Raw genomic sequence first — 20,759 nt, 5'->3', positions numbered from 1 at the left:
AAATATCCTTTTACGCTGTATTACACAGCAAATTTGAGCAAATAGTTTGATGTTTGCATCAAATCACTAAACTATTGCTGCAATTGCCAGAATCTAGCCACGTACTTTACGTTTTTTGGCTTAAGTTTTCATTAAGACATTGGGTAAATCAGTTACCAACTTGAAAATAGACCCGATAGACCCAATTTAGGTTTCATACCCGAAGAAAAAACCGAGGTGAGCATGTTTTACGTTTTGTTTTTGTTGTTTGTTCTAATCCCTGTTGTGGAGTTGTCCGTCATTATTGAAGTGGGCAATGCACTGGGAAGTTGGACAACTGCAGGCCTCATTATTTTCACTGCCGTGGTTGGGGTTTCTTTAGTACGCAGCCAAGGTCTTGCGACCTTAATGCAAGTGCAACAGAAACTTGCCAAAGGTGAAGCGCCAGGACAGCAAATCGTTGAAGGTATGATGCTCGCCGTTGCGGGTTTAATGCTGTTAATTCCTGGTTTTGTAACAGACTTTATTGGTCTTTTATTACTCACGCCGTTTACACGTGCGCCGATGGCAGCTGTTATCTATAAGCGTATGCAAGTCAGAGCCGCGAACAATCCAAACTTCCATGGGGGAGGCTTTACTCAAGGTGGTTTTGGCCAAGGGCAAAACCCTTTTGATTCAGATGCTTTTCGCCAAAGCCCATTTGGTCAACAGGATGATGGCAATACCTTTGATGGGGACTTTGAGCGTAAGACGGACCCAGATGATAAGCGTCCAGAGTCGCATCAACTCGTTCAGGATGATGAGGCAAATGTCTTTGACGGTGAAGTCGATACCACGCCTAAGAACGATATCGAGCCAGAGCCAGTGGCTGATATTGAACCATCCAAAAATGACTCAGGTTCAACACCAAAATAGTGATGAGGTATTTTCCCGAATCCTCATAAGATAGCTGCGTTAATTAATCTTGTTTCATGTGCCACAGGGTTGCCCCCAGAATGCCGAATAACAGTTGAATGTCATTCGGCATTTTTGTGTGTGATTCAGATTTGCCAGTCAGATTTGTTACTCAATTTGTTATTCAGGTTTGTTAACCGGGCAAAGCGTTTTGTTTACTCAGTGCCTGACAAATCATTTCCGGGAGGTAAGGCCGAGTTTAAAGATGTGAATTCCGTTGATTCTTTGGCGGGCTGTTGATAGCCATTTTCTAGATGATTAGATTTGAGTTCGCAATGACTTTGTAACGAAAGGCCATGAACCCACGGGTTATAGTTTGTTGTCCGTAGAGGGGGCTAACTCAGTCGTTGGTTCGGTAATTTGTTTCGCTAAGATGTAGCAAAAGAGCCCCATAACTGCATTCGTCACGGGCAGTGCCATCAAGACACCTTTTACACCCGCGTAGTAAGCGCCCGCTAACGCAAGCGGCAGCATCACAACAAATAAACGGCAAATATTGAGAACCAATGAACTCATCGGTCGATGATAAGCATTGAGTGATGTAGCCACGAGAATGACAACGCCAAGTGGGCCGTAAGCTGCTGGCAATGCCACCACGTAAAAATAGAGCCACTCTAAAACCCGAGGATCTTGGCTAAATAGCTCCGCGATGGGCTGTGCCAACAACATCAGTGGGAAATATAATAAGGTTTGAAACACCAAGACAAACTTGAGGGAGAGCATGAGTGCTTGATGGGCCCGCTGTTTTTGGCCTGCACCTAAATTTTGCGCGATGAACGGCACTAAACTTGAAGACAGCGACATCACCACAATCAGCAGCACAGATTCTAGACGCACACCTGCACCAAATGCAGCCACCGAGGTCACATCAATTCGAGCGAGCAAAGCCATAATCAAAGCATTTGCGATAGGGTTGAGTAGATTCATTAAAGCGGCCGGTTTCGCGATATGGGCTAATTGCTGCCAGTTGGCCTGAAACCGCTCACGCTCAAAATCTACAAACTCGACCAAGTGACGTTTGATAATTAATAAATACCCTGACAAAGAAGCGGCAATAATCCAAGACAGAACTGATGCAATGGCTGCGCCTTGGATTTCTAAACGGGGAAAAGGGCCGATACCAAAAATAAGCAGCGGGTCCAGAATTAAATTGATGAGAGCAGCTAAAGCCATAATTGCAGCTGGTGAGCGAGTATCACCAGTTGCACGCAACCCTTGGTTCCCAACCATAAGCAATGTGAGTATCGGAGCGCCTAAATACCATAGATGCATATAGTCTTTAATTAGCGGAATATGGACAGGCTCGGCGCCTAATAAACCAAATAAGGGGGTTAAAAAGATGCTACCCAGCACCGAGACACTAAAGGTGATGAAAAAGGTGGCAAGTAGTGCGTCATGCAAAAACACTTTGGCTTTCGAGGTGTCGCCACTTCCAATGAGCCGTCCAAGGTTTGTGGATACGCCAGAACCGATGCCGATGGCAACGCAAGAAACCACTAAGGTAATCGGAAATGTAAAGCTGATGGCCGCGAGGGCGTCGGTACCGAGTTGGCTGATAAAATAAGTATCAATCAAGCTAAACCCAAGAACCGTAAGAATACCGATCAGGTTTGGTAAGCTCATATTAAGCAGTACACGACTAATTGGCGCAGTGAGCAGCCCGTGTCTGTCATTCATGATACATCATACCTAGAAATTATTACCTAAACCCGCGAACTTACCGATGGGCAAATTCTATCAGGTATGACGCAAAATAAGTGCGCGGCATCAAAAAAAACCACATTTTTTTTGTTCCCACACTTGGAACTGTCACCCATCACCCCCATATAGCCAACATCAGGTGATAAAGCCCAAGAGAGAAAGCTCTCGGGACACCATTAAACTCAAAAACATTCCACATTGAGTGGGCCAGAAATCATTAGGAGAATCCATCGATGAATATTCGTCCATTACATGACCGCGTCATTGTTAAGCGTTCTGAAGTTGAATCAAAATCTGCTGGTGGCATCGTGCTGACTGGCAGTGCTGCTGAGCAATCTACCCGTGGTGAAGTACTTGCCGTAGGCAATGGCCGTATTCTCGAAAACGGTGATGTGAAGCCACTTGACGTTAAAGTTGGCGACACAGTGATCTTTAACGAAGGTTACGGTGTTAAAAAGGAAAAAATCGACGGCGAAGAAGTATTGATCCTATCTGAAGCCGATCTACTTGCGATTGTTGAATAAACCTCGCTTACCTAAGAATCGATTATCCAGCTGATTAAAGAATAAAGGAAACGAAAACATGGCAGCTAAAGAAGTTGTATTTGGAAATGACGCCCGCGTAAAAATGCTTGAAGGCGTAAACGTACTCGCAAACGCAGTCAAAGTAACTTTAGGCCCAAAAGGTCGTAACGTTGTTTTAGATAAAAGCTTTGGTGCACCACTGATCACCAAAGACGGTGTATCCGTTGCAAAAGAGATTGAGCTTGAAGACAAGTTCGAAAACATGGGCGCACAAATGGTGAAAGAAGTTGCTTCTAAAGCCAATGATGCTGCTGGTGACGGTACGACAACGGCAACAGTGCTAGCACAATCGATTGTGACTGAAGGCCTGAAAGCAGTTGCTGCTGGCATGAACCCAATGGACTTAAAACGCGGCATCGATAAAGCTGTTCAAGCTGCTGTTGCTGAGCTTAAAGTACTTTCTCAAGAGTGTGCTGATTCAAAAGCAATCGCACAAGTTGGTACTATCTCTGCAAACTCTGACGAGTCTATTGGCGACATCATTGCAACAGCAATGGAAAAAGTTGGCAAAGAAGGCGTGATTACCGTTGAAGAAGGTCAAGCGCTAGAAAATGAGCTAGACGTTGTAGAAGGTATGCAGTTTGACCGTGGATACCTATCGCCATACTTCATCAACAAAGCTGAAACCGGTAGTGTTGAGCTAGAAAGCCCATACATCCTGCTTGTTGACAAAAAAGTTTCTAACATCCGTGAGCTACTGCCAATTCTTGAAGGCCTAGCGAAAACCGGTAAGCCTCTACTGATTGTTGCTGAAGATGTTGAAGGCGAAGCGCTGGCAACATTAGTTGTGAACAACATGCGTGGCATCGTCAAAGTTGCTGCAGTGAAAGCACCAGGTTTTGGTGATCGTCGTAAAGCAATGCTACAAGATATTGCTATCCTAACTGGCGGTACAGTGATTGCTGAAGAGATTGGTCTAGAGCTTGAAAAAGCGACTCTAGAAGATCTGGGTACTGCAAAGCGCGTTGTCATCACTAAAGATGATACCACCATCATTGATGGTACTGGTGAGCAAGCACAAATTTCAGCTCGCGTGAGCCAAATCAAGCAACAAGTTGAAGAGTCAACGTCTGATTACGACAAAGAAAAACTGCAAGAGCGCATGGCAAAACTTGCTGGTGGTGTTGCAGTGATTAAAGTTGGTGCGGCAACAGAAGTTGAAATGAAAGAGAAGAAAGCACGCGTTGAAGATGCGCTACATGCAACTCGCGCAGCGGTTGAAGAAGGCGTTGTCGCTGGTGGTGGTGTTGCACTCGTACGCGCAGCAAGCAAAATTGCTGACGTCGAAGTGATCAACGAAGACCAAAAGCACGGCGTAGTGATCGCATTACGCGCAATGGAAGCGCCACTTCGTCAAATCTCTACCAACGCTGGTGAAGAAGCCTCAGTTGTTGCCAACAATGTTAAAAATGGCAGCGGTAACTATGGCTACAATGCGGGCAATGACACTTACGGTGACATGCTAGAGATGGGCATCCTAGACCCAACGAAAGTAACGCGTAGTGCGCTACAGTTTGCTGCGTCAGTTGCAGGCCTGATGATCACCACCGAAGCAATGGTTGGTGAAGTTGCGCAAGATGCGCCAGCCGGTGCCCCTGATATGGGTGGTATGGGTGGAATGGGCGGAATGGGCGGCATGATGTAATCTAATTGGTTAAAATGGGTTATCGCTGCGTTACTTTGCAGCTCGTGTAGAAAAACGCTACACGTCGCTGCAAAAAGCCTTGCTCTAAGCCCATTTTTCCTGCATTAGATGCTCTGTTGTTTATAGCTCATCGCTAAAACTAAATTTTATAAAAGCCCCGCTACTTGAATGGTATCGGGGCTTTTCAATTTCAGTGCTAAATCAGGTTCAGGTTTGTTATTGTGACTTTGAATTACGCTGAAATATCAGATAAAGGAAATCGTTGTAAGTGACTAATTTTTAAGGGTGGACGTAGGGCATAAACTGGATTATGTTGGTTTCCATTCAGATTGGGCGTTTAAAGTTGGGGAATGGAAGTGAATAACAAGTTATTCGTCGTGATGGTTATTTTTATTGGTGGATGTGCATCCACGCCGTATGCGGTGATCGATGGCTCGTTAAGTAAAGCATCTGATCCTAATAACCATGATGTAAGCATTGTATCGATTGATGGAAAAATGGAATTTAATAAAAAGAGTAAAAAAAATGTCAAACCAGGATTTCATTACATCAATCTTTTGACGACAAAGAAACTCAAGCGGAAGAGTTCTTCACTCAAAATGTTTCCTGTTGAGGCGAAGGAATGTACTAAATATGTAGTCACAGCCCAACATAAGAATAACTTGTCAGATGAATGGGAAGTTCGCGTTCTCAGGGAGGTACCAATACCTTCATGTACTCCTAGTCAGACCAAAAAAGAGCCTGTGCCTATTTCTGAACACCTGAAATCTGCAGCAGAGTTATCGTGTTTTGAAGCAGATTCGCTGTTAAGCTCGTATAGTCCTGCAGACCTTTATCCTGCAGTTAAGCAGTGTATTTCTGAAGGTAAAGCGGAACAGGCTATCTACACCTATACGCTTGCTAGTGCGTATGGTGCATTTGATGTGAGTAGAGTTGTAGATAAGACCGCTCACGATGCAATTAATGCTATTCAAAAACACTCTACATGGGCTTTAACCGCGCTAGAGCAAGATAAGTTTCAAAATAAGCTTCGCAGCTTTATTACAACGCCGGAATCGATGAACCGGTTATGTGCCGTGGTTGAGGCGATAGGTAAACCCAGCTACTACCCTAGTTATATGGTAGAACATGGTGTTAAGAAATTGCCTGCTACTAGCCCAGATGGTTTAGTGCAAAAATTCAATGGTGATCTCGCATGGAGTACAGTTATGGCTAAGCACCTAAACTGCACAGCACTGTAATAGCTATTAAAGCGCTTCAGCTTAGCTAGCTGGTTTAAAATTTGATTAGTGCTCCAGATTAGACACCTTAAGCACCAGTTCCCCGGCGAAACTTTCTGAGAAGCGAAGTTTTTCCAACGGGGAAGGGATTGAGCCAGCAGGTTAAATTGGTGTGGTTTGTGAAAGTTTACTCTGACCCCATTTATTGAAGTTTGTTTTAGGCTTGTCCCGTCTCGGTGTAGTCTGTTTCTGAATGGGCTTTGGCATCACGTATACGCCATCTTTTTTGACAAAGAAGCTGTTCTATTAAAAACTGGACTGCCCCGAGTCTTATGGACAAATTTCACCTATCGAATTAGCTGGCAGAGTGCGTTTATTTTGGCCATTCGAGCTCGGCTTTGGCATGCAATAATGGCTTGTTTTTGTGCTTTTTTGGTGGATTGGGCTTGATATGAGTAACCATAGGCTTCTCTGCCATCTTCGGTTTGCACTAGTGCAAATGCTTTTTTACCTTTGAGCTGGTTAAAGTTTTTAAGACCTTCATAAGTCGATAAGCTGTAACTGTCGACATCGCAAATTTTAGCTTGTGGGTTTTGTTCACAGTAATTGGGTGTTGAGTTACAACCTGCCAATAAAAAAATGCTGGCAATACTCAGATATATTCTTGTCATTTTCGTTCCTTGATCGTCGTGATGTGCTCAAGCTGTAGAGATAAGTAGACGCTTGCCTCAATCCCTTTGCTGAATTCTTTTTCTTGTTCTGAGCTTACCGTAATTGATGTATGGTGTTGCGGCTTTTTTTGCGCCATTTCCAAATTTGAGACATCGAGAGAAACTTCAACGTCCCGCTCTTTGAATGGGGTACAGTTGCGGTGTTTTCAGTCATAAGTTCATTCTAAGCTCGCTTGCGAATCGGTGACTTCGCACTATTCAGTCGACTTCGTGTCACCCTCGTTGTCGTTTGTTTATCAAGTAGAACGCTTTAGAAGTACTTTAGCCACGGGATGCCGCTGGTTCGTTTAAAGCGGGCAAAGCGCACGGTGGGGAAGTAGAGCGCAAGTGCGAGTACCAAGGCAATTGCCCAAACTTGCCAAAGGGAGTCGAGTCCCCAATAGCTCCCCTGCGTGGCACCGTATATAGCAAACAGTACTTTATAGCCAATCAATAGAATGTAGAGATGGACAATATAGAAAAACAGCGGCGCGGAACCAAAGCTTTCGATGAATTGGCTCACGCGGTTGTTAACCGTGTCTAAACCCGCGAGCACAAGGGTGGCGATGCCCAGTGTGAACAGCAAGAAATTTAGCGAAGGCGGGTACTTGGTGTAATTTAAGAATGAGCGTGCGCTTTCAATAAAGCTGTCGCCAACCTGCCAAGGCAAAGTCTCACCATAGAGGTTCAACCCTCTGAGCAGGGCGAGTAGAAGCAAACAACTGACCCCAATTAATATCAGATTTTTTTGCCGAGAGGCAGAAGTCACTGTGTGCTGGTACAAAGGGCCGACAAAATAACCCAGCATGATGACGCCCATCCAAGGCAAAGCGGGGTATGACGCTTTTACTTTAAAGGCTTCGCTTGCATAGAGGTAGCCTCTGTCATGCAAAATCGTCCACAGGAAATAGCCCGACTCGCCCGTTGAAAACTGAACCGGCTCCAAAGCGTTATGACCCAACACGATTGCCAATCCGCTTGTACCAATCAGCCAATAAGGGGCTTTGACCATGAGTGATAATACAATCATGCTAAGTCCTATCGCCCACATGACTTGCAGATAGAGGGCATCATAGGCACCAAACCAAGAGAAGTTAATGAGGGTGACTTCAATACCGATAATAAACAACCCGCGTTTAAGTAAATACGCGCTGGCCGAGCGTGGTGCTCCTTGTGCAGGGTGTGCATATAACCAGGCCGATAGACCAGTTAAAAAGACGAAAACCGGCGCACAAAAATGGGTGGCAATTCGGGTAAAGAAAAGTGCAACGCTGGTTTCATCCAAAGTCATGGGATCACTTATCGGATGATGGTAATAAAGTCGCTCTCGGACGTGATCGACCAGCATTAAAAGCATCACCAGCCCACGAAGGATATCAATAGAGGCGATGCGCTTGTTTTGTCTCTGCAGAGCCGTTGTTGTCGCGCCTTGAAGAGCAGTGATGTGTGAAGACATGATGTACTTTCCGAGTGTGTGATGTTGAAATTTAGGTTGCGTGATGCCAAGGTCAATCTGACCGAATGTTCAGTATGGCGAGTGCAGCGTCAGCGTCTCTAGCTGCCCCATCTTGTAAGGCTGTGGCCGAATGAACGAGAAGTGTTTATTCAGCTGCCATGATGTTAAAAGCACAAGGTTGACGGTCTTAGCCTGAGGTAGAGTCTGGCCGCTAAGGTGTATGGCATCATGTTTTTTCATCGTTAGTTTTCCCGACTGATACTGGTGCGAACTGCTGCTTTTAAAAATACTTAACCCATCGAATGGATGTGCGCTGTCGGTAGTTGGCAAATGTTTTGGTCGGCCAATACAGCAGCATTGCCAGTAGTGCTGCGGCAGCCCAGATCTGCCATACATGGTCAAAACCAAAATAAGTACCTTGATGCCAGCCTGTATCTTTCACTTTATTCTCACCAAATAGGAACGCTAAGATTTTGTAGCTAAACAGCAATACATAGAGATGGACAACATAGAAAAACATCGGAGCAGAACCAAAATTTTCAACGATCTGGCTGCAACGATTATTGACCCTCTCCATCGCTGCCAAAATCAGGGTCGCGATGCCTAAGTTCAGCAGTATAAAATTCGCCGAGGGTGGGTACTTAGAAAAGTTGATCATCGATTTAAGTGTTTCTAACCCATTGGCTCCAACGACCCAAGGTTCAACTTCACCATAAAGATTGAATCCGCGTAATATTGTAAGTAGTGCCAATGCCAGTAAACCACAGGTGACTAAAACTTTTTGACGCTGAAAGGCGGATACGCTCTGCGCATAAAGGGGACCCAACACATAGCCGAGGCAGATCACCCCAAACCAAGCCGTGACTGGAAATCCACCTGCTCGTACTTTTACTAAACCTTCGGCAACCAAATAGCCGCCATCATGAAGGATCGTCCAAAGGGTGTAGCCCACTTCATCCGGTGCAAAACTGATGGGATCGAGTAGGCGGTTACCAAAGATGAGGGCAATGCCGATAGCGCCAATGAACCAGTGATTGAGCCTACATAGCAGCCCAAGCAAGATCATGCATAAGCCAATAGTCCAGATGATTTGTAAATAGAGCACATGGTAAGTGCCAAACCATGAAAGATTGACCAGCGCGATTTCTATAAAAATAAGAAACAGGCCTCTTTTTATGAGAAACGGTGCTGCGTCGCGAGAGGGTTTGTTGTGAGGGTTTGCGTATAACCAAGCCGAGAGGCCGGTCAGAAACACAAATGTTGGCGCACAAAGATGAGCTGTCATGCGGGTGAAAAACAATGCTGTACTGGTGTCGGCGAGACTCATGGGGTCGCTAATCTGATTGTGATAAAAAAAGCGCTCTCGAACATGATCGACCAACATCAGCAGCATCACCAATCCGCGCAGAATATCGATTGAGTGAATACGATGTTTGCTTGGCGCAGGGGTTGGCACGAAATCCATTTGTTTATCCGGCATAACTTATTTCTTCAGTGTGGCGCTACATTTTTTTAGCGCTTTCGGTTTTAAACTCTCGGAACATAGTGACGAGAATGTCACTCAATCCCAGAGTGAAAGCCAGCCAATATGAATCAAGGTCTATTGGCTGGCTTCGACAATTCAGGGAGACATTTAACCAGACAAGCGAGCGAATGAATCTCCTTTGCCTCAGGTTAAAAAGAGTACTTAATACTCGCATTGAATGACCGCGGCGCTCCGGGCATTGTCCATTCATCCATGTATGAGTTTGCGTAATACTCTTCATCAAGCAAGTTGTTGATATTTAAGTTGAGTCCCAAACTATCCGTCAGCTCAATGTTGGCAAATAGGTTAACCAAGGTATAGCTAGGTAGCTCATAGTCTTGTTCGAGGAAGTCACCTAGTTGGGTGCCGACATACTGAACAATAAACCCACCACTACCCTCAAAGCCGCCAAATTCGGCATATTGGCGTAGCATCAAGCTGCCGCTATGCTCTGGGACATTACCGAGTCGCGCACCTTCTTCAATGACATACCAGTCCCACAATTTAATTTCTTTGGCATTTTGCGCATCGACATAGGCATACGCCATTGAGATCAAGGTGTCAGGGGTCAGCTCATAAGACATATCAAGCTCAAATCCTTGGCTTGTGGCTTCTCCGATTGCTTCGGTTGTGCCGTCGCCATTTGGACTACTTGCGAGTATGTTCTTCTTTTCAGTTGAAAAGACTGCCGCAGTACCATGGAACCCAGTGTCTGATGCATTCCACTTGAGTCCAATTTCCCAAGATTGGCTTTCTTCTGGGTCGTGTCCATTTCCTTGGCTATTGACACCCGTATTCGGGCGCGCGCCTTTTGAATAACTGGTATATAGACGCGCTTCATCTGCGAGTTCGTAAACGAGCCCAAAGCGTGGATTAAAATATGATTTGGACACACTGTAATTTGAGTCAGGGTTACGGCGGTTTGTTAACGTCTGCTCAAAGTGGTCAAAGCGTATGCCGAACATTGCTTTCCAACGGTCAGACAGATCAAGCTGATCCTGAATGTAAACACCTTGGCCGCTTTGCTCTTCGAGATCATCGGTGTTGCCATACATTGTTGGCAGTACATCGCGGTATTCTGGGTTATCGAAGTCGATTGCGTAATATGCTGAGCTACTTTCGTCGCTCCCTTCCGGTGCTTGATTATGACGATAACGTAGAATCAGCCGATCGAGTTCGTAGTCATATGCATCACCGCCAATCAATAGGTTATGCTGCAATCCCAACAATTCTGTGGAGCCGCTAAATTCAAAGCGTCCAGACAAATCCTTGGCATCAAAATCCCGATATCGGCGTTGGCGAACAATATGATTCTCATCGGCGTTATACCATCGAGATTCAGTTGCGTTGCCCTCAAACGAAGATGTTCGGTAGCTTAGCCCCGCGTTGAGTACCCAGTCCCCCGAGAGATCATGTTGCAACTGAATTTGATGACCCATGGCATTGATTTCTACAGGGCCATCTGCTGGCTCGCCATAAAAATTTGAGTTTGAAAACGGCTTGCCGTCTACAACCACAACCCCTCGATCCATATTGGCTTCTTGCTTTAAGTATTCAAGTTCATAGCTCAATACGGTGTCTTCACTGAGTTGATATAGGAAAGACGGTGTTATAGCGGTCTTCTTTTTGGTGACAGTATCGCGGTAGCTCTCTCCATCCTCATAAGCACCGTTGATTCTAAAAGCAAGATCCTCAGTGAGGGCGTTGGTGTAATCACCTTCGGTTCGATAGGTATCAAAACTACCCGCGGTGAATTTAAGATAACCTTCTTGTTCAAATTGTGGTTTCTTAGTGGTGATATTGACGGTACCACCAGGTTCGCCGCGACCATAAAGCGCGGAACTTGGGCCTTTTAAAACTTCAACCATTTCGACATTAGACATATCTCGAGTGCCGCTAAAGCCACGTCCTGCGCTAAACCCATTAATCAGGTACGCAGAAGGTAGGTTTTCATCTCCGGCGAAACCACGAATCGCGAACATATCCCAGAGCCCGCCAAAGTCGTTTTGGCGGGTCACCCCACTGACTAACCCGAGGGAGGTTTGTAGATCTGTGATGCCAGCAACTTCCAAGGTTTCATGGGAAATGGTTGCAATGGATTGCGGGAGATCTGTGGTTTGCACGTTGCCACGGTAGGCTTGGCGCATCTGACGAACCTCAATCACTTCTAGCTCTTCCTCAACGACGGGTTCATTTTCTGTCGCCATCGCAGGCAATAATGCGGATGAGATAGAGAGTGATAACAGCATCGCGCCGCGGGCGGGGATATGTGTACTGCGTTTCATGCTTTCTGTGCCTCGTAAGGTAAGAATTCAATAAGAGATAATCAATAATTAATTTATGTTACAACATAACATTCGTGGTTGGAATGAAATATTCAAAAACTTTATCTTTGCTGCATGCACAAAGACGTTGTCACACGATTAAACTGGCTACGAATTTAAACGCTAATGAGAATTATTATCAAGTAGTTTTTCTCGATGATGATGAAAAAGTGTCGCCACGTCACATTTTGATGACGACGAAAATACTGATGCGAAATCCAAACTTGCAGGGAATGGCCGAATCGCAGCTGCTGATCATAAAGGACTTCATTCCGAGGTGTTGGACGATAACCATGACCCTTCACCTCCTGTATTGAAGGGTCGAACCGTCGTGTATTGATGATGGGAATTTGAGATGCGTGATACGGGGCAACTATTCTGATTACCAATTCAAGCTTGCAGTGGGAATCATGTTAAAGTAACTCGGTTATTGAACATCTACGAGAGGCAAGTATCAGGCATGAAGGTTGAAAAACTGCTAGAGCAAGCGCAACAAAAATGTCAGCAAGCTGGTGTACGCTTTACGGATAAGCGAAGCCAAGTTTTGAAGACTTTGCTTATTGCTAAGCAGCCCCTTTCAGCCTATGAATTGCTGGATTTATATAACAAGCAGGCAGAGCAAAGTATGCAGGCGATGTCGGCTTATCGAATCTTGGATCTTTTTGTTGAGCTAAACCTGATCCATAAGCTGACCTCGTCCAATAAGTACATCGCTTGTGCACATTTAGCTTGCCAACATGCCCATCATGATCAGTATTTTGTGGTTTGTAATCATTGCGGTGAAACCCGAGAAGTGGATATTCCTCAACCACTTTTAGCGCAGTTAGAAAAATCAGTTGCTGATGCTGGCTTCTACCTTCAACGGACTCAGTTCGAATTGGACTGTCTATGTAATGGATGTCGAGCGGCACTCGAAACGCCTTCCGAGTAAGCAAAGTTATGGGTGTTTCTCTAGTTCGTTGCCCCTTGATGAGCAAGAGATACAATTTGTCGCGCTAAGCTTTTCAAGCAGGCAGTCCCCAAGATCGTAGAGCTGCTGCGAGTCATCGCTCACGCTCACAATTCCTATTATTTTTCATTGGCCTACACTGTCAATTCAAAAGTCTACCTCCGAGAAAATCCCTGCTGCCTGACAAACACTATGGCTTCATTGTGCCCAAGTTTTGATGACTGTTTTCGCTTAGATTCACATTTCGAAAGAGATCAAATGATAATCATTTGCATTCTCATTTGATCTCTGTACAATTCCGGCCGTTCTTCTTGGATTCATCAACATGCGCGGAAATGTCATGAAAAAAAACTACTTAGCAGTGGCCGTCTTAGCAGCCTTAACATCCACAAGCCAGCAAGCCATGGCTCAGACTCAGGATATTGAACGAATTGAAGTTGTGGGCAGTTATTTTAACGGGTATCAAGTTGACAACGCGTCAGGAGCGACGCGAACAGACACGTCTTTACTCGAAACCGCGCAAGCTGTGACTGTTATTCCTGAGCTCATTATGGATGAACAGCTGGCAACGACGTTGGGGAGTGTGCTTGCGAATGATGCGAGTTTATCGCCGGGTTCGAAGCAACGAAATCGAGAAGTGTTTTACTCTCGAGGGTTCGCTTTAAGCTCGTCTACAGGCTATTTGCGAGATGGTCACCAACACTGGTCACATTATCAGCAGCCCATTGAAACCCTGTCGAGTGTTGAGGTGATTAAAGGGCCTTCAAGTATTTTATACGGTCAATCGGCTCCTGGTGGGTTGGTGAATATGGTGACGAAAAAACCGACCGAAAGACGTCTATTTGACTTGAGTGCTGATACTGATCAAAACGGCTCTACGCGCTTTATGCTCGATGCCGGTGGCGCGCTCACTGAAGACTTGAGTTATCGCGGTATATTGGTGAAACAGGACGTGGTTTATGACCGTGAATACCACAATGGCGAGCAGCGCGAACGAGATCGTTTCTTGGGTTCAATTGCACTGGCGTATCAAGTGTCTGAGAATTTGTCTGTGGATGTTTATTATGATCAAACGGATGATAAAGCAGGTTTAGATACCGGCGCTTGGCTCGATAGCGACGGGGATTTGATTGGCGATGAAAAGACGATTTATGATTTTTCATGGGCGTTTACCGATATTCGAGTCAATAATATCGGCGGTAACGCGACCTATCATTTTAATCCGCAATGGACGGTAAAACTCGGCTACAACCAACAAAATTTTGAGCGGCAACGGTTTGAGTCTGCCCCCCGAAAACCAGCTGATTATGCAGAAGGCGATAGCTATACCTCACAATATTATGACCGCTATGACGACTGGCAATTTAAAACGGCTTATGTCGATTTTACAGGAGAGTTTGCTACAGGTGATATTGAACATCAGGTACTCATTGGGATGAATAGCCTGGATTATTATTATGAGCAAAGACGAACGACGCCTGTTGCAGTGGACTACACGCCGGGCCAACCTGAACCGCTCAAGCCAGACATTAGCTACAAAAGTGACGATAGCCTCTACATCAGTGAGTATGATTACTATGGCTTCTATTTTCAGGATTTAGTCACGATAAATGACGAGTGGCAACTTGTCTTTGGTGGCCGTTTTGATCAGCAAAACCGAGAAGGTGCAGACAGTGAGTCTTTTGTGCCTAAGTTGGGTGCTCTGTATCATCCGAATGAAGATGCAACTATCTATCTAAGCTATTCGGAAGGGTTTGAGCCTGCTTCAAGCGAAACGCTGAATGATGAAAACGATGCGAACCATGGAATGGCGCTTGATGCGGTGACATCGGAACAAATTGAATTGGGTGCGAAGTGGCAAGTGTCGGACCGCCTGATGGTTGAAACCGCCATTTTTGATATCAAAAAGTCAGGCGCCCTCGTTACGGAAAGCTTAGACGGTGGTTCGGGTGCCGATACAATCACCACTCAATCGGGTTTACAAAGACACAAAGGGATTGAGCTTTCGGCCCAAGGTGCGGTGAATGACCGATTGTTCTTAATGGCATCGAGTATGTATCTAGATGCCGAATATGAAAAAGATGACACTTACCAAGGCATGACGCCTGTCGATGCCCCTGAATGGTCAGCGTCGATTTGGTCTCGCTATGAAGTCACTGAGAAGCTGGCGCTCAATGCTGGACTTTTCTATCAAGGCGAAAGATATGCCGATAGTGAAAATACCGTAACCAAGGATGCCTATACTCGGGTTGATTTTGGCGCAACCTATCAAGCTGAGATCTCAGGTATACCCGTAGATTATCGTTTTAATATTGAGAACTTACTGGATACCGATTATCTCGCTGGTGGTGGTGTAAATAACGTCACTGTGGGAGGCGGCCGTATGGCTCGCTTCGAAGTAAGAGCCTCGTTTTAATCAATGACAACTGTCGAGAATTTACTCTTCTCTCAATAAAAAACCTTTAAATAGAGCCCGCGCGCAGTTGCGCTGGCTCTCGGTTGATATTTATGAATATTCGGAAAACTCTGTTTTGGGTGCACTTAATCTTTGGCTGTGGTGCTGCTCTATTTATCTTCTTAATGTCATTGACGGGTGTTGTGCTCACCTATGAACGACAGATCATTAATGCCGCCGCGCAATCGGATTATCCTTTGCCACCAGAGGTCAACGCACAACGTTTATCATTAGATGAGTTAGCGATAATTGCTCTGGATTATCCTACCAAAAAAGCACCTAAAGTCGTGCTCACTCAGGGACAGAATGCCCCAGTAATGATAAAAGATGGTCGTAAAACAATTGCCCATTTGAATCCATTTTCCGGTGCGGAAATTGCTCCGCCAGCAGCCGGGGTGAAAAGCTTCTTTGCCAAGGTTCGAGCTTTTCATCGCTGGCTTACACTGGATGGTAAATTTAGCCAAACTGGGCGCTGGATAAATGGTGTTGCGAACGTCATGTTCATTTTATTGATCATCTCTGGCATCTATCTGTGGCTGCCGAAGCGACTAAACCTTAGAGCATTTAGAAAACGGTTAACTTTAACGACGAAACACCCTTCGGTTCAATCGCGTAACGACCAATGGCACCATGTTTTTGGTTTTTATATGGCGCCCATTTTGCTGGTACTGGCTGTTACTGCGATCTTTTTTTCATTTAAGTGGCCTGGGCAAGCACTTGAGCAATATGTTTCAAAAGACATGATCGCATTGCCTAAACCGATGGACACCGCTGCAAGGGTATTGCCTTTGGCAAGCCAGCTAAAACGGGTGGAACAGCAATTCCCTCAATGGCGAACCCTTAGCCTACCGATTAGTGCAGTGGCGAAGGATATGCAGGTGTTTGAGGTGGATAATGGGAATGGTGGGGAACCGCAAAAGCGTGTGTCTGTTGTGGTGAACACGGTGAATGGTGAGCTGATGCTGCAAAGGTTCGAGCAGCAATCAAATTATCGTAAAGCGCGAGGATATATACGCTTTTTACATACGGGAGAAGCCTTCGGTATTATTGGTCAGACGCTCGCAGGCCTTGCTTCATTATTTGCATGCTTGCTTGTTTATACCGGTGTGATGTTGTCATGGCGGCGATGGCAAAACAGCCGTCGTTAGTGGAACATGATTCGGGGGTGTGTGGAGGAGAACGGATTTAGCTGCTTTTCACCATATGGGCGTCTCATTTGAATTTGACTTAGGCTAACCTGTCTTTGGTTGGCCTAAGTCAACAACCTCAATTTAGTCCAGCGATTACCTACTTTTGAAGCTTTTCTTTTGCGGCTTCCACTTTTGAGAAGTCGAGTCCTAGTTCAAGCACTGCCTCTTTAATTAAGGCGGGATTTTGCATGATCATTGCCATTAACGGCTGTAGCTTCTCTGGTGGAATGCCGAGTTGACCTATGGTTGCCATGGCTGCGAGCGGATTCTCTGTTAGGGTTTGAAATAATGATTTAATCTTGTCGTCACTAATATTTTGTTCTTTTAACAGGGCAATAATTGGGTTCATTGCTGTGCCTTATGTACGGTTAAATTGTTTAAGGCAGGTATTTTATCACAGCAAAGCCCACTTTGGTTTGGTTGAGAAGGACTTGTGAACTTGACGAAAGTCGCAACATAAAACGATGCGACTTCCATGCTGGAGGGTTGTAATATAGGTTCAAAATGGCAGTTTTCGTATGGGTGCGCTGAGACGGGTGCAAAGCAGAGGAGAGAGCCACTGATGAATGAAATGATTCCACAGCAACAAGATAATGCTCATTTTCTCTGCTGGCAATGTAGCCGACCACTTGAAAATGTGATTTTGCCGTTATCTCGTCGTGAAGAATGCGCATCCTGCCGCGCTGATCAACACGTGTGCAAAATGTGTGTCTTCTTTCAAGATTCAGGGCGTGGAGACTGTCGTGAAGACCGTGCCGATTGGGTTTCTGACCGCGAACGAGCCAATTTTTGTGATTATTTTAAGCCAGTTATGACTGACATACCGAGTTCACCTCAATCCGGTGATTTTCCTTCGAATTCTGTGCGAAGCGCCCAAGAGCAAGCGGCGGCCGAATTTGCTGCACTATTTGGGGAGGAAGAGACTCGTACAGCAACAACGGATAGTGACAAACAAGAGAAAACCCCAAAAAGCGCCGCTGAAATTGCAGAACAACAATTGCGGGATATGTTGGGAGACTAGCCTTGCTTTGAAAGGAGAGTAATTCACATCAGGAGTCTATGACTTAAAAGTGAGATTTCGTTCAAATACAATAGTTTTGGTGTTTTTTTATCGAAATATTACTGGAATTTTATAGTGACCAAAGCTGTGCTATGAACATTCTTGGAATTAAAAAGCGTAGCTGAATGCAAGGATGCCGACTTTATCTGTTATCTCTCCCGCTCCTAAATACTGAAAATCTATCTTAAAGCCTGTTCAGCGTTGGCTTGTTGAGGGTTTTGATGGCGTGTTTTTCCGTCACTGATCTGGATTTACTATTGGCGTTGCAAGCCATTACCGCATGAAACCCTTTCGTAAGCAGATGCGAGAGTTTGACGAGCTTCTTTGAGTTAATCGATTTTGTATCCCATGCCATAGATAGAATGAATACGTTCTCGTTGCGGGTCATTCATCGCAATTTTTTTTCTTAGATTTTTTATATGACTATCGATGGTGCGATCACTAACAATTCGGTCATCCTGATAACTGGCTTGCATGAGCTGTTCACGACTGAATACTCGCCCTGGTTGGCTTAACAACTCCTTTAACATCCTAAATTCTACCGGGGTCAGCTCTACACCTTGACCATTCACTGAACATTGAAAACTTTCTGGTTCGAGTTGTATGCCAGCATATTCAATTGTTTGTGCAGATGGTTTGTGGTTTTTTAAACGATTGACCCGCCTCAAAATAGTTTTGACTCTTGCGACTACTTCTTTCGGTAAAAATGGTTTGCAGACATAGTCATCTGCGCCAGAGTTAAGCCCCATTAATCTGTCTATTTCATCGACTCTTGCGGTGAGCATGAGGATGGGGACTTCTGAAAACAGCCTTACTTCTTGGCAGATAGTTAAACCGTCTTTACCCGGTAGCATCAGGTCAAGAATGACGAAATCTGGTTGTGTCTCTTGAATGATACCCACTGCATTTGTGCCTTCAGGTACAATTTCAGCTTCAAAACCATCCAGTTTCAAGTAGTCGACGATGAGTTGGGCGATTTTCGGTTCATCTTCAATGACAAGGATACGAGTTGCATTCATCATTTAGTCTCTTGGTATCGTGGCAAGAATATATCGAAACGCATGCCGCCGAGCAAAGAAGGACTCGCTGCGATACGGCCTTGATGGGCTTCTATGATCTTCTGGCAGATGGCTAAGCCTAAACCAGCACCAGCATTTCGCCGGTTTCGTGATGTTTCTTGGCGGTAGAGTGGCTCAAAGAGTCGCTGACAATCTGCAGCATTGACACTTGGCGCTGAGTCTTCAATGCAGAGAATAATTTGGTCATCAGTATTTGTTTGGCTAATTTTGATTGTGCCAGGAGCGTCCGTATACGCTTGAGCGTTTAATAGTAGGTTATGAAATAGTTGTGTTAGGCGTTGCGCATCTGCGTTTACCCAAGCGGGTTGAATATTTTCCAGTACGATATGCAAACCTTTGCGCTCTGCACTGACTCGAGCTTTATCAATGCAGTTGATGAGACACTCGTCGAGAAGCAAAGGATAAAACTGATACCGCAGCGCTCCGATATCGGCTAAAGAGAGTTGGTAGAGGTCATCGATAAGATGACTGATTCTCTCGACTTCTTGTTCTAATGAATGAATTTGTGTCATTCCGAGGGGGCGCAGACCGTCTTGAATTGCGTGGATTTCGCCAATTAAGACCGTGACAGGGGTTCTCAGTTCATGGGAGATATCTGCGATCCAACGTTGGCGAGCACTTTGGTTTTCTTCGAGTTGATGGGTCAGGCGATCTAAATCTTTCATTAATCGCCCCAGCTCGTCGTTTCGAGGCTCATCAAGCCTGACGTGATAATCGCCGTTCGATATTTGAGAGACATGCAGTAGCATGCGCCTGATTGGAGCGAGCAAAACTTGGGTCAATCGTATAGACACAAGCAATGCTAACCCCATTGCGACACAAGCGATAATCGCACTTGTTATCCATTGTTGTTTTGAGAATGCTGTGGCTTGTGGTGACGAAAAATGACGTTTTGACGCGGTAATCAGTTCGGCGATGGTTTGTTGTTTAACGCGAATAGGCACTCGAATCCAATCTGACTCTTTTGCTTGAGGCAGTTGTCCGGCGAGCAATGATTGCTGAGTGTTGACCAATGCCGTCTCAGGACGCTGGTGGGAGCGAGGGGGGCGCAGCTTGTCATTTGGCGGCGGACGGTGCCTCGGCGGTGGAGGCCGGAGTGAATCATCTAAATACTGATTTAGTTCTTGAGAAGAGATGGCAGACCAAGCCTCTCCACGTTGCTGGTACAACGAAGAAAGTCGTTCGGCGATGCGGGTTAATCGCTGTTGCTCAAGGGCATTGGTGTAGTCGAGAAATCCTTGCTCAAAGCTCCAGCGGGCAAGAGAAAGCGTTGCCAGTAACACCACGAAAGTTAGACCAATAAAGGCCAACAGTAATTTCTTCGCTAGACTGACCTTCAAAGGTGATCCCTCTTGTTAACTAGGCTAGGGTATTGATGAGGCCGTTTTCTGGTGCAGCTTCATCTAAGATCTCCTTAATTGCCTGCAGTTGTGACTCTCGATCTTGCTCAGACAGACTATCACTATAATATTCATTGATCAGATTATTTAGTGTTTCTAGCATGTCTTCTGAAATATCAAGCGTGCCCGTATCCATTTGAAGTGGTTGAGGTGGGGGCGGATTTCCTGCTTTATCGCCTATCGCTTTGGCATCGAACTCATAGGTGGACATCAACTCTGCTAGCTCTCGTCCCGGCTGTATTCCAGCATCGGCAAATGTTTCGGTAATACTTAAGGCTTCTTCTTGGGTGAGATTTTCTGGATCAAATCCTTTGAGTGTTTCTTCGATTAAACTTTTTTGCTCATTCGACAGCGCTTGGGGCTGGCGTTGGCTGAAGTTCAAGGGTGAACCTTGGCTGGCTTGAATTGATGTCATGGCTTACCTCAACAGTACAATACAGGGCGACTTTTCTAAAATCAGTGATTAGAAAGCATATCGTATCGTTTCAATGTGCAGAAAAAGTGCAGAAACCAAGTATTCATTGCGCA

General features: G+C 45.3%; 17 protein-coding genes. 8 read left to right on the top strand and 9 right to left on the bottom strand.

Annotation, left to right across the window (positions count from 1 at the left end; genetic code table 11):
- The first annotated feature begins 222 nt into the window (after positions 1 to 222).
- The gene (locus tag IEY18_RS08565; protein WP_188919779.1) at positions 223 to 894 is read left to right on the top strand and encodes an FxsA family protein; all 672 of its coding nucleotides are present in this window, start codon (positions 223 to 225) and stop codon (positions 892 to 894) included.
- Positions 895 to 1,242: 348 nt separating this feature from the next.
- Here the strand turns inward: IEY18_RS08565 and IEY18_RS08560 are convergent, their stop codons facing one another.
- The gene (locus IEY18_RS08560; protein ID WP_188919777.1) at positions 1,243 to 2,610 is read right to left on the bottom strand and encodes an MATE family efflux transporter; all 1,368 of its coding nucleotides are present in this window, start codon (positions 2,608 to 2,610) and stop codon (positions 1,243 to 1,245) included.
- Positions 2,611 to 2,867: 257 nt separating this feature from the next.
- Between IEY18_RS08560 and IEY18_RS08555 the strand changes: the two genes are divergently transcribed.
- From IEY18_RS08555 to IEY18_RS08545, 3 genes are all read left to right on the top strand, one after another.
- Positions 2,868 to 3,158, top strand: coding sequence for a co-chaperone GroES (locus tag IEY18_RS08555; protein ID WP_188919774.1), 291 nt, complete (start codon positions 2,868 to 2,870; stop codon positions 3,156 to 3,158).
- A 58-nt stretch (positions 3,159 to 3,216) separates the two neighbouring features.
- Positions 3,217 to 4,863 (top strand): chaperonin GroEL, encoded by a 1,647-nt coding sequence (gene groL, locus IEY18_RS08550; RefSeq protein WP_188919772.1) that lies wholly within the window; start codon positions 3,217 to 3,219, stop codon positions 4,861 to 4,863.
- 356 nt (positions 4,864 to 5,219) lie between these two features.
- A complete protein-coding gene (locus IEY18_RS08545; protein ID WP_188919770.1) occupies positions 5,220 to 6,104 on the top strand; it encodes a hypothetical protein in 885 nt (294 codons plus the stop codon).
- Between the two features lie 326 nt (positions 6,105 to 6,430).
- Here the strand turns inward: IEY18_RS08545 and IEY18_RS08540 are convergent, their stop codons facing one another.
- From IEY18_RS08540 to IEY18_RS08525, 4 genes are all read right to left on the bottom strand, one after another.
- Entirely contained in the window at positions 6,431 to 6,754 is a 324-nt protein-coding gene (locus IEY18_RS08540) for a hypothetical protein (protein ID WP_188919768.1), read from the bottom strand.
- A gap of 310 nt (positions 6,755 to 7,064) precedes the next feature.
- The gene (locus tag IEY18_RS08535; protein ID WP_188919766.1) at positions 7,065 to 8,249 is read right to left on the bottom strand and encodes an acetyltransferase domain-containing protein; all 1,185 of its coding nucleotides are present in this window, start codon (positions 8,247 to 8,249) and stop codon (positions 7,065 to 7,067) included.
- Positions 8,250 to 8,529: 280 nt separating this feature from the next.
- Positions 8,530 to 9,729 carry an acetyltransferase domain-containing protein gene (locus tag IEY18_RS08530; RefSeq protein ID WP_229779789.1) on the bottom strand — a complete coding sequence of 400 codons (1,200 nt, stop codon included), beginning with the start codon at positions 9,727 to 9,729 and terminating at the stop codon, positions 8,530 to 8,532.
- A 194-nt stretch (positions 9,730 to 9,923) separates the two neighbouring features.
- Positions 9,924 to 12,059 (bottom strand): TonB-dependent siderophore receptor, encoded by a 2,136-nt coding sequence (locus tag IEY18_RS08525; RefSeq protein WP_188919764.1) that lies wholly within the window; start codon positions 12,057 to 12,059, stop codon positions 9,924 to 9,926.
- Positions 12,060 to 12,558: 499 nt separating this feature from the next.
- Between IEY18_RS08525 and IEY18_RS08520 the strand changes: the two genes are divergently transcribed.
- The 3 genes from IEY18_RS08520 to IEY18_RS08510 all read left to right on the top strand — a co-directional run bounded on the left by IEY18_RS08520 (position 12,559) and on the right by IEY18_RS08510 (position 16,650).
- Complete coding sequence (locus tag IEY18_RS08520; protein WP_188919762.1) at positions 12,559 to 13,029, top strand: Fur family transcriptional regulator; 471 nt, start codon at positions 12,559 to 12,561, stop codon at positions 13,027 to 13,029.
- A gap of 358 nt (positions 13,030 to 13,387) precedes the next feature.
- The gene (locus IEY18_RS08515; RefSeq protein WP_188919760.1) at positions 13,388 to 15,463 is read left to right on the top strand and encodes a TonB-dependent receptor; all 2,076 of its coding nucleotides are present in this window, start codon (positions 13,388 to 13,390) and stop codon (positions 15,461 to 15,463) included.
- A gap of 92 nt (positions 15,464 to 15,555) precedes the next feature.
- A complete protein-coding gene (locus tag IEY18_RS08510; RefSeq protein ID WP_188919758.1) occupies positions 15,556 to 16,650 on the top strand; it encodes a PepSY-associated TM helix domain-containing protein in 1,095 nt (364 codons plus the stop codon).
- Positions 16,651 to 16,789: 139 nt separating this feature from the next.
- Here the strand turns inward: IEY18_RS08510 and IEY18_RS08505 are convergent, their stop codons facing one another.
- Complete coding sequence (locus IEY18_RS08505) at positions 16,790 to 17,041, bottom strand: DUF2999 family protein (RefSeq protein WP_188919756.1); 252 nt, start codon at positions 17,039 to 17,041, stop codon at positions 16,790 to 16,792.
- 213 nt (positions 17,042 to 17,254) lie between these two features.
- Here IEY18_RS08505 and IEY18_RS08500 point away from each other — a divergent pair, with 213 nt between their 5' ends.
- A complete protein-coding gene (locus IEY18_RS08500; RefSeq protein WP_229779788.1) occupies positions 17,255 to 17,713 on the top strand; it encodes a hypothetical protein in 459 nt (152 codons plus the stop codon).
- A gap of 368 nt (positions 17,714 to 18,081) precedes the next feature.
- Here IEY18_RS08500 and IEY18_RS08495 read toward each other — a convergent pair whose 3' ends face one another.
- The 3 genes from IEY18_RS08495 to IEY18_RS08485 are packed head-to-tail and all read right to left on the bottom strand — an operon-like array spanning position 18,082 to position 20,646.
- Entirely contained in the window at positions 18,082 to 18,774 is a 693-nt protein-coding gene (locus tag IEY18_RS08495) for a response regulator (RefSeq protein ID WP_188919754.1), read from the bottom strand.
- Positions 18,771 to 20,171 carry an ATP-binding protein gene (locus tag IEY18_RS08490; protein WP_188919751.1) on the bottom strand — a complete coding sequence of 467 codons (1,401 nt, stop codon included), beginning with the start codon at positions 20,169 to 20,171 and terminating at the stop codon, positions 18,771 to 18,773. Before IEY18_RS08490 ends, IEY18_RS08495 begins: the two co-directional genes overlap by 4 nt.
- A gap of 19 nt (positions 20,172 to 20,190) precedes the next feature.
- On the bottom strand, positions 20,191 to 20,646 hold the full coding sequence (locus tag IEY18_RS08485; RefSeq protein WP_188919748.1) for a hypothetical protein: 456 nt from the start codon (positions 20,644 to 20,646) through the stop codon (positions 20,191 to 20,193).
- Positions 20,647 to 20,759: the final 113 nt, after the last annotated feature.

The organism is Shewanella gelidii (assembly GCF_014647855.1).
Classification (GTDB): Bacteria; Pseudomonadota; Gammaproteobacteria; order Enterobacterales; family Shewanellaceae; genus Shewanella; species Shewanella gelidii.
The sequence above is the reverse complement of the archived record's forward strand: the minus strand, read 5'-3'. Positions and strand labels throughout refer to the sequence as shown.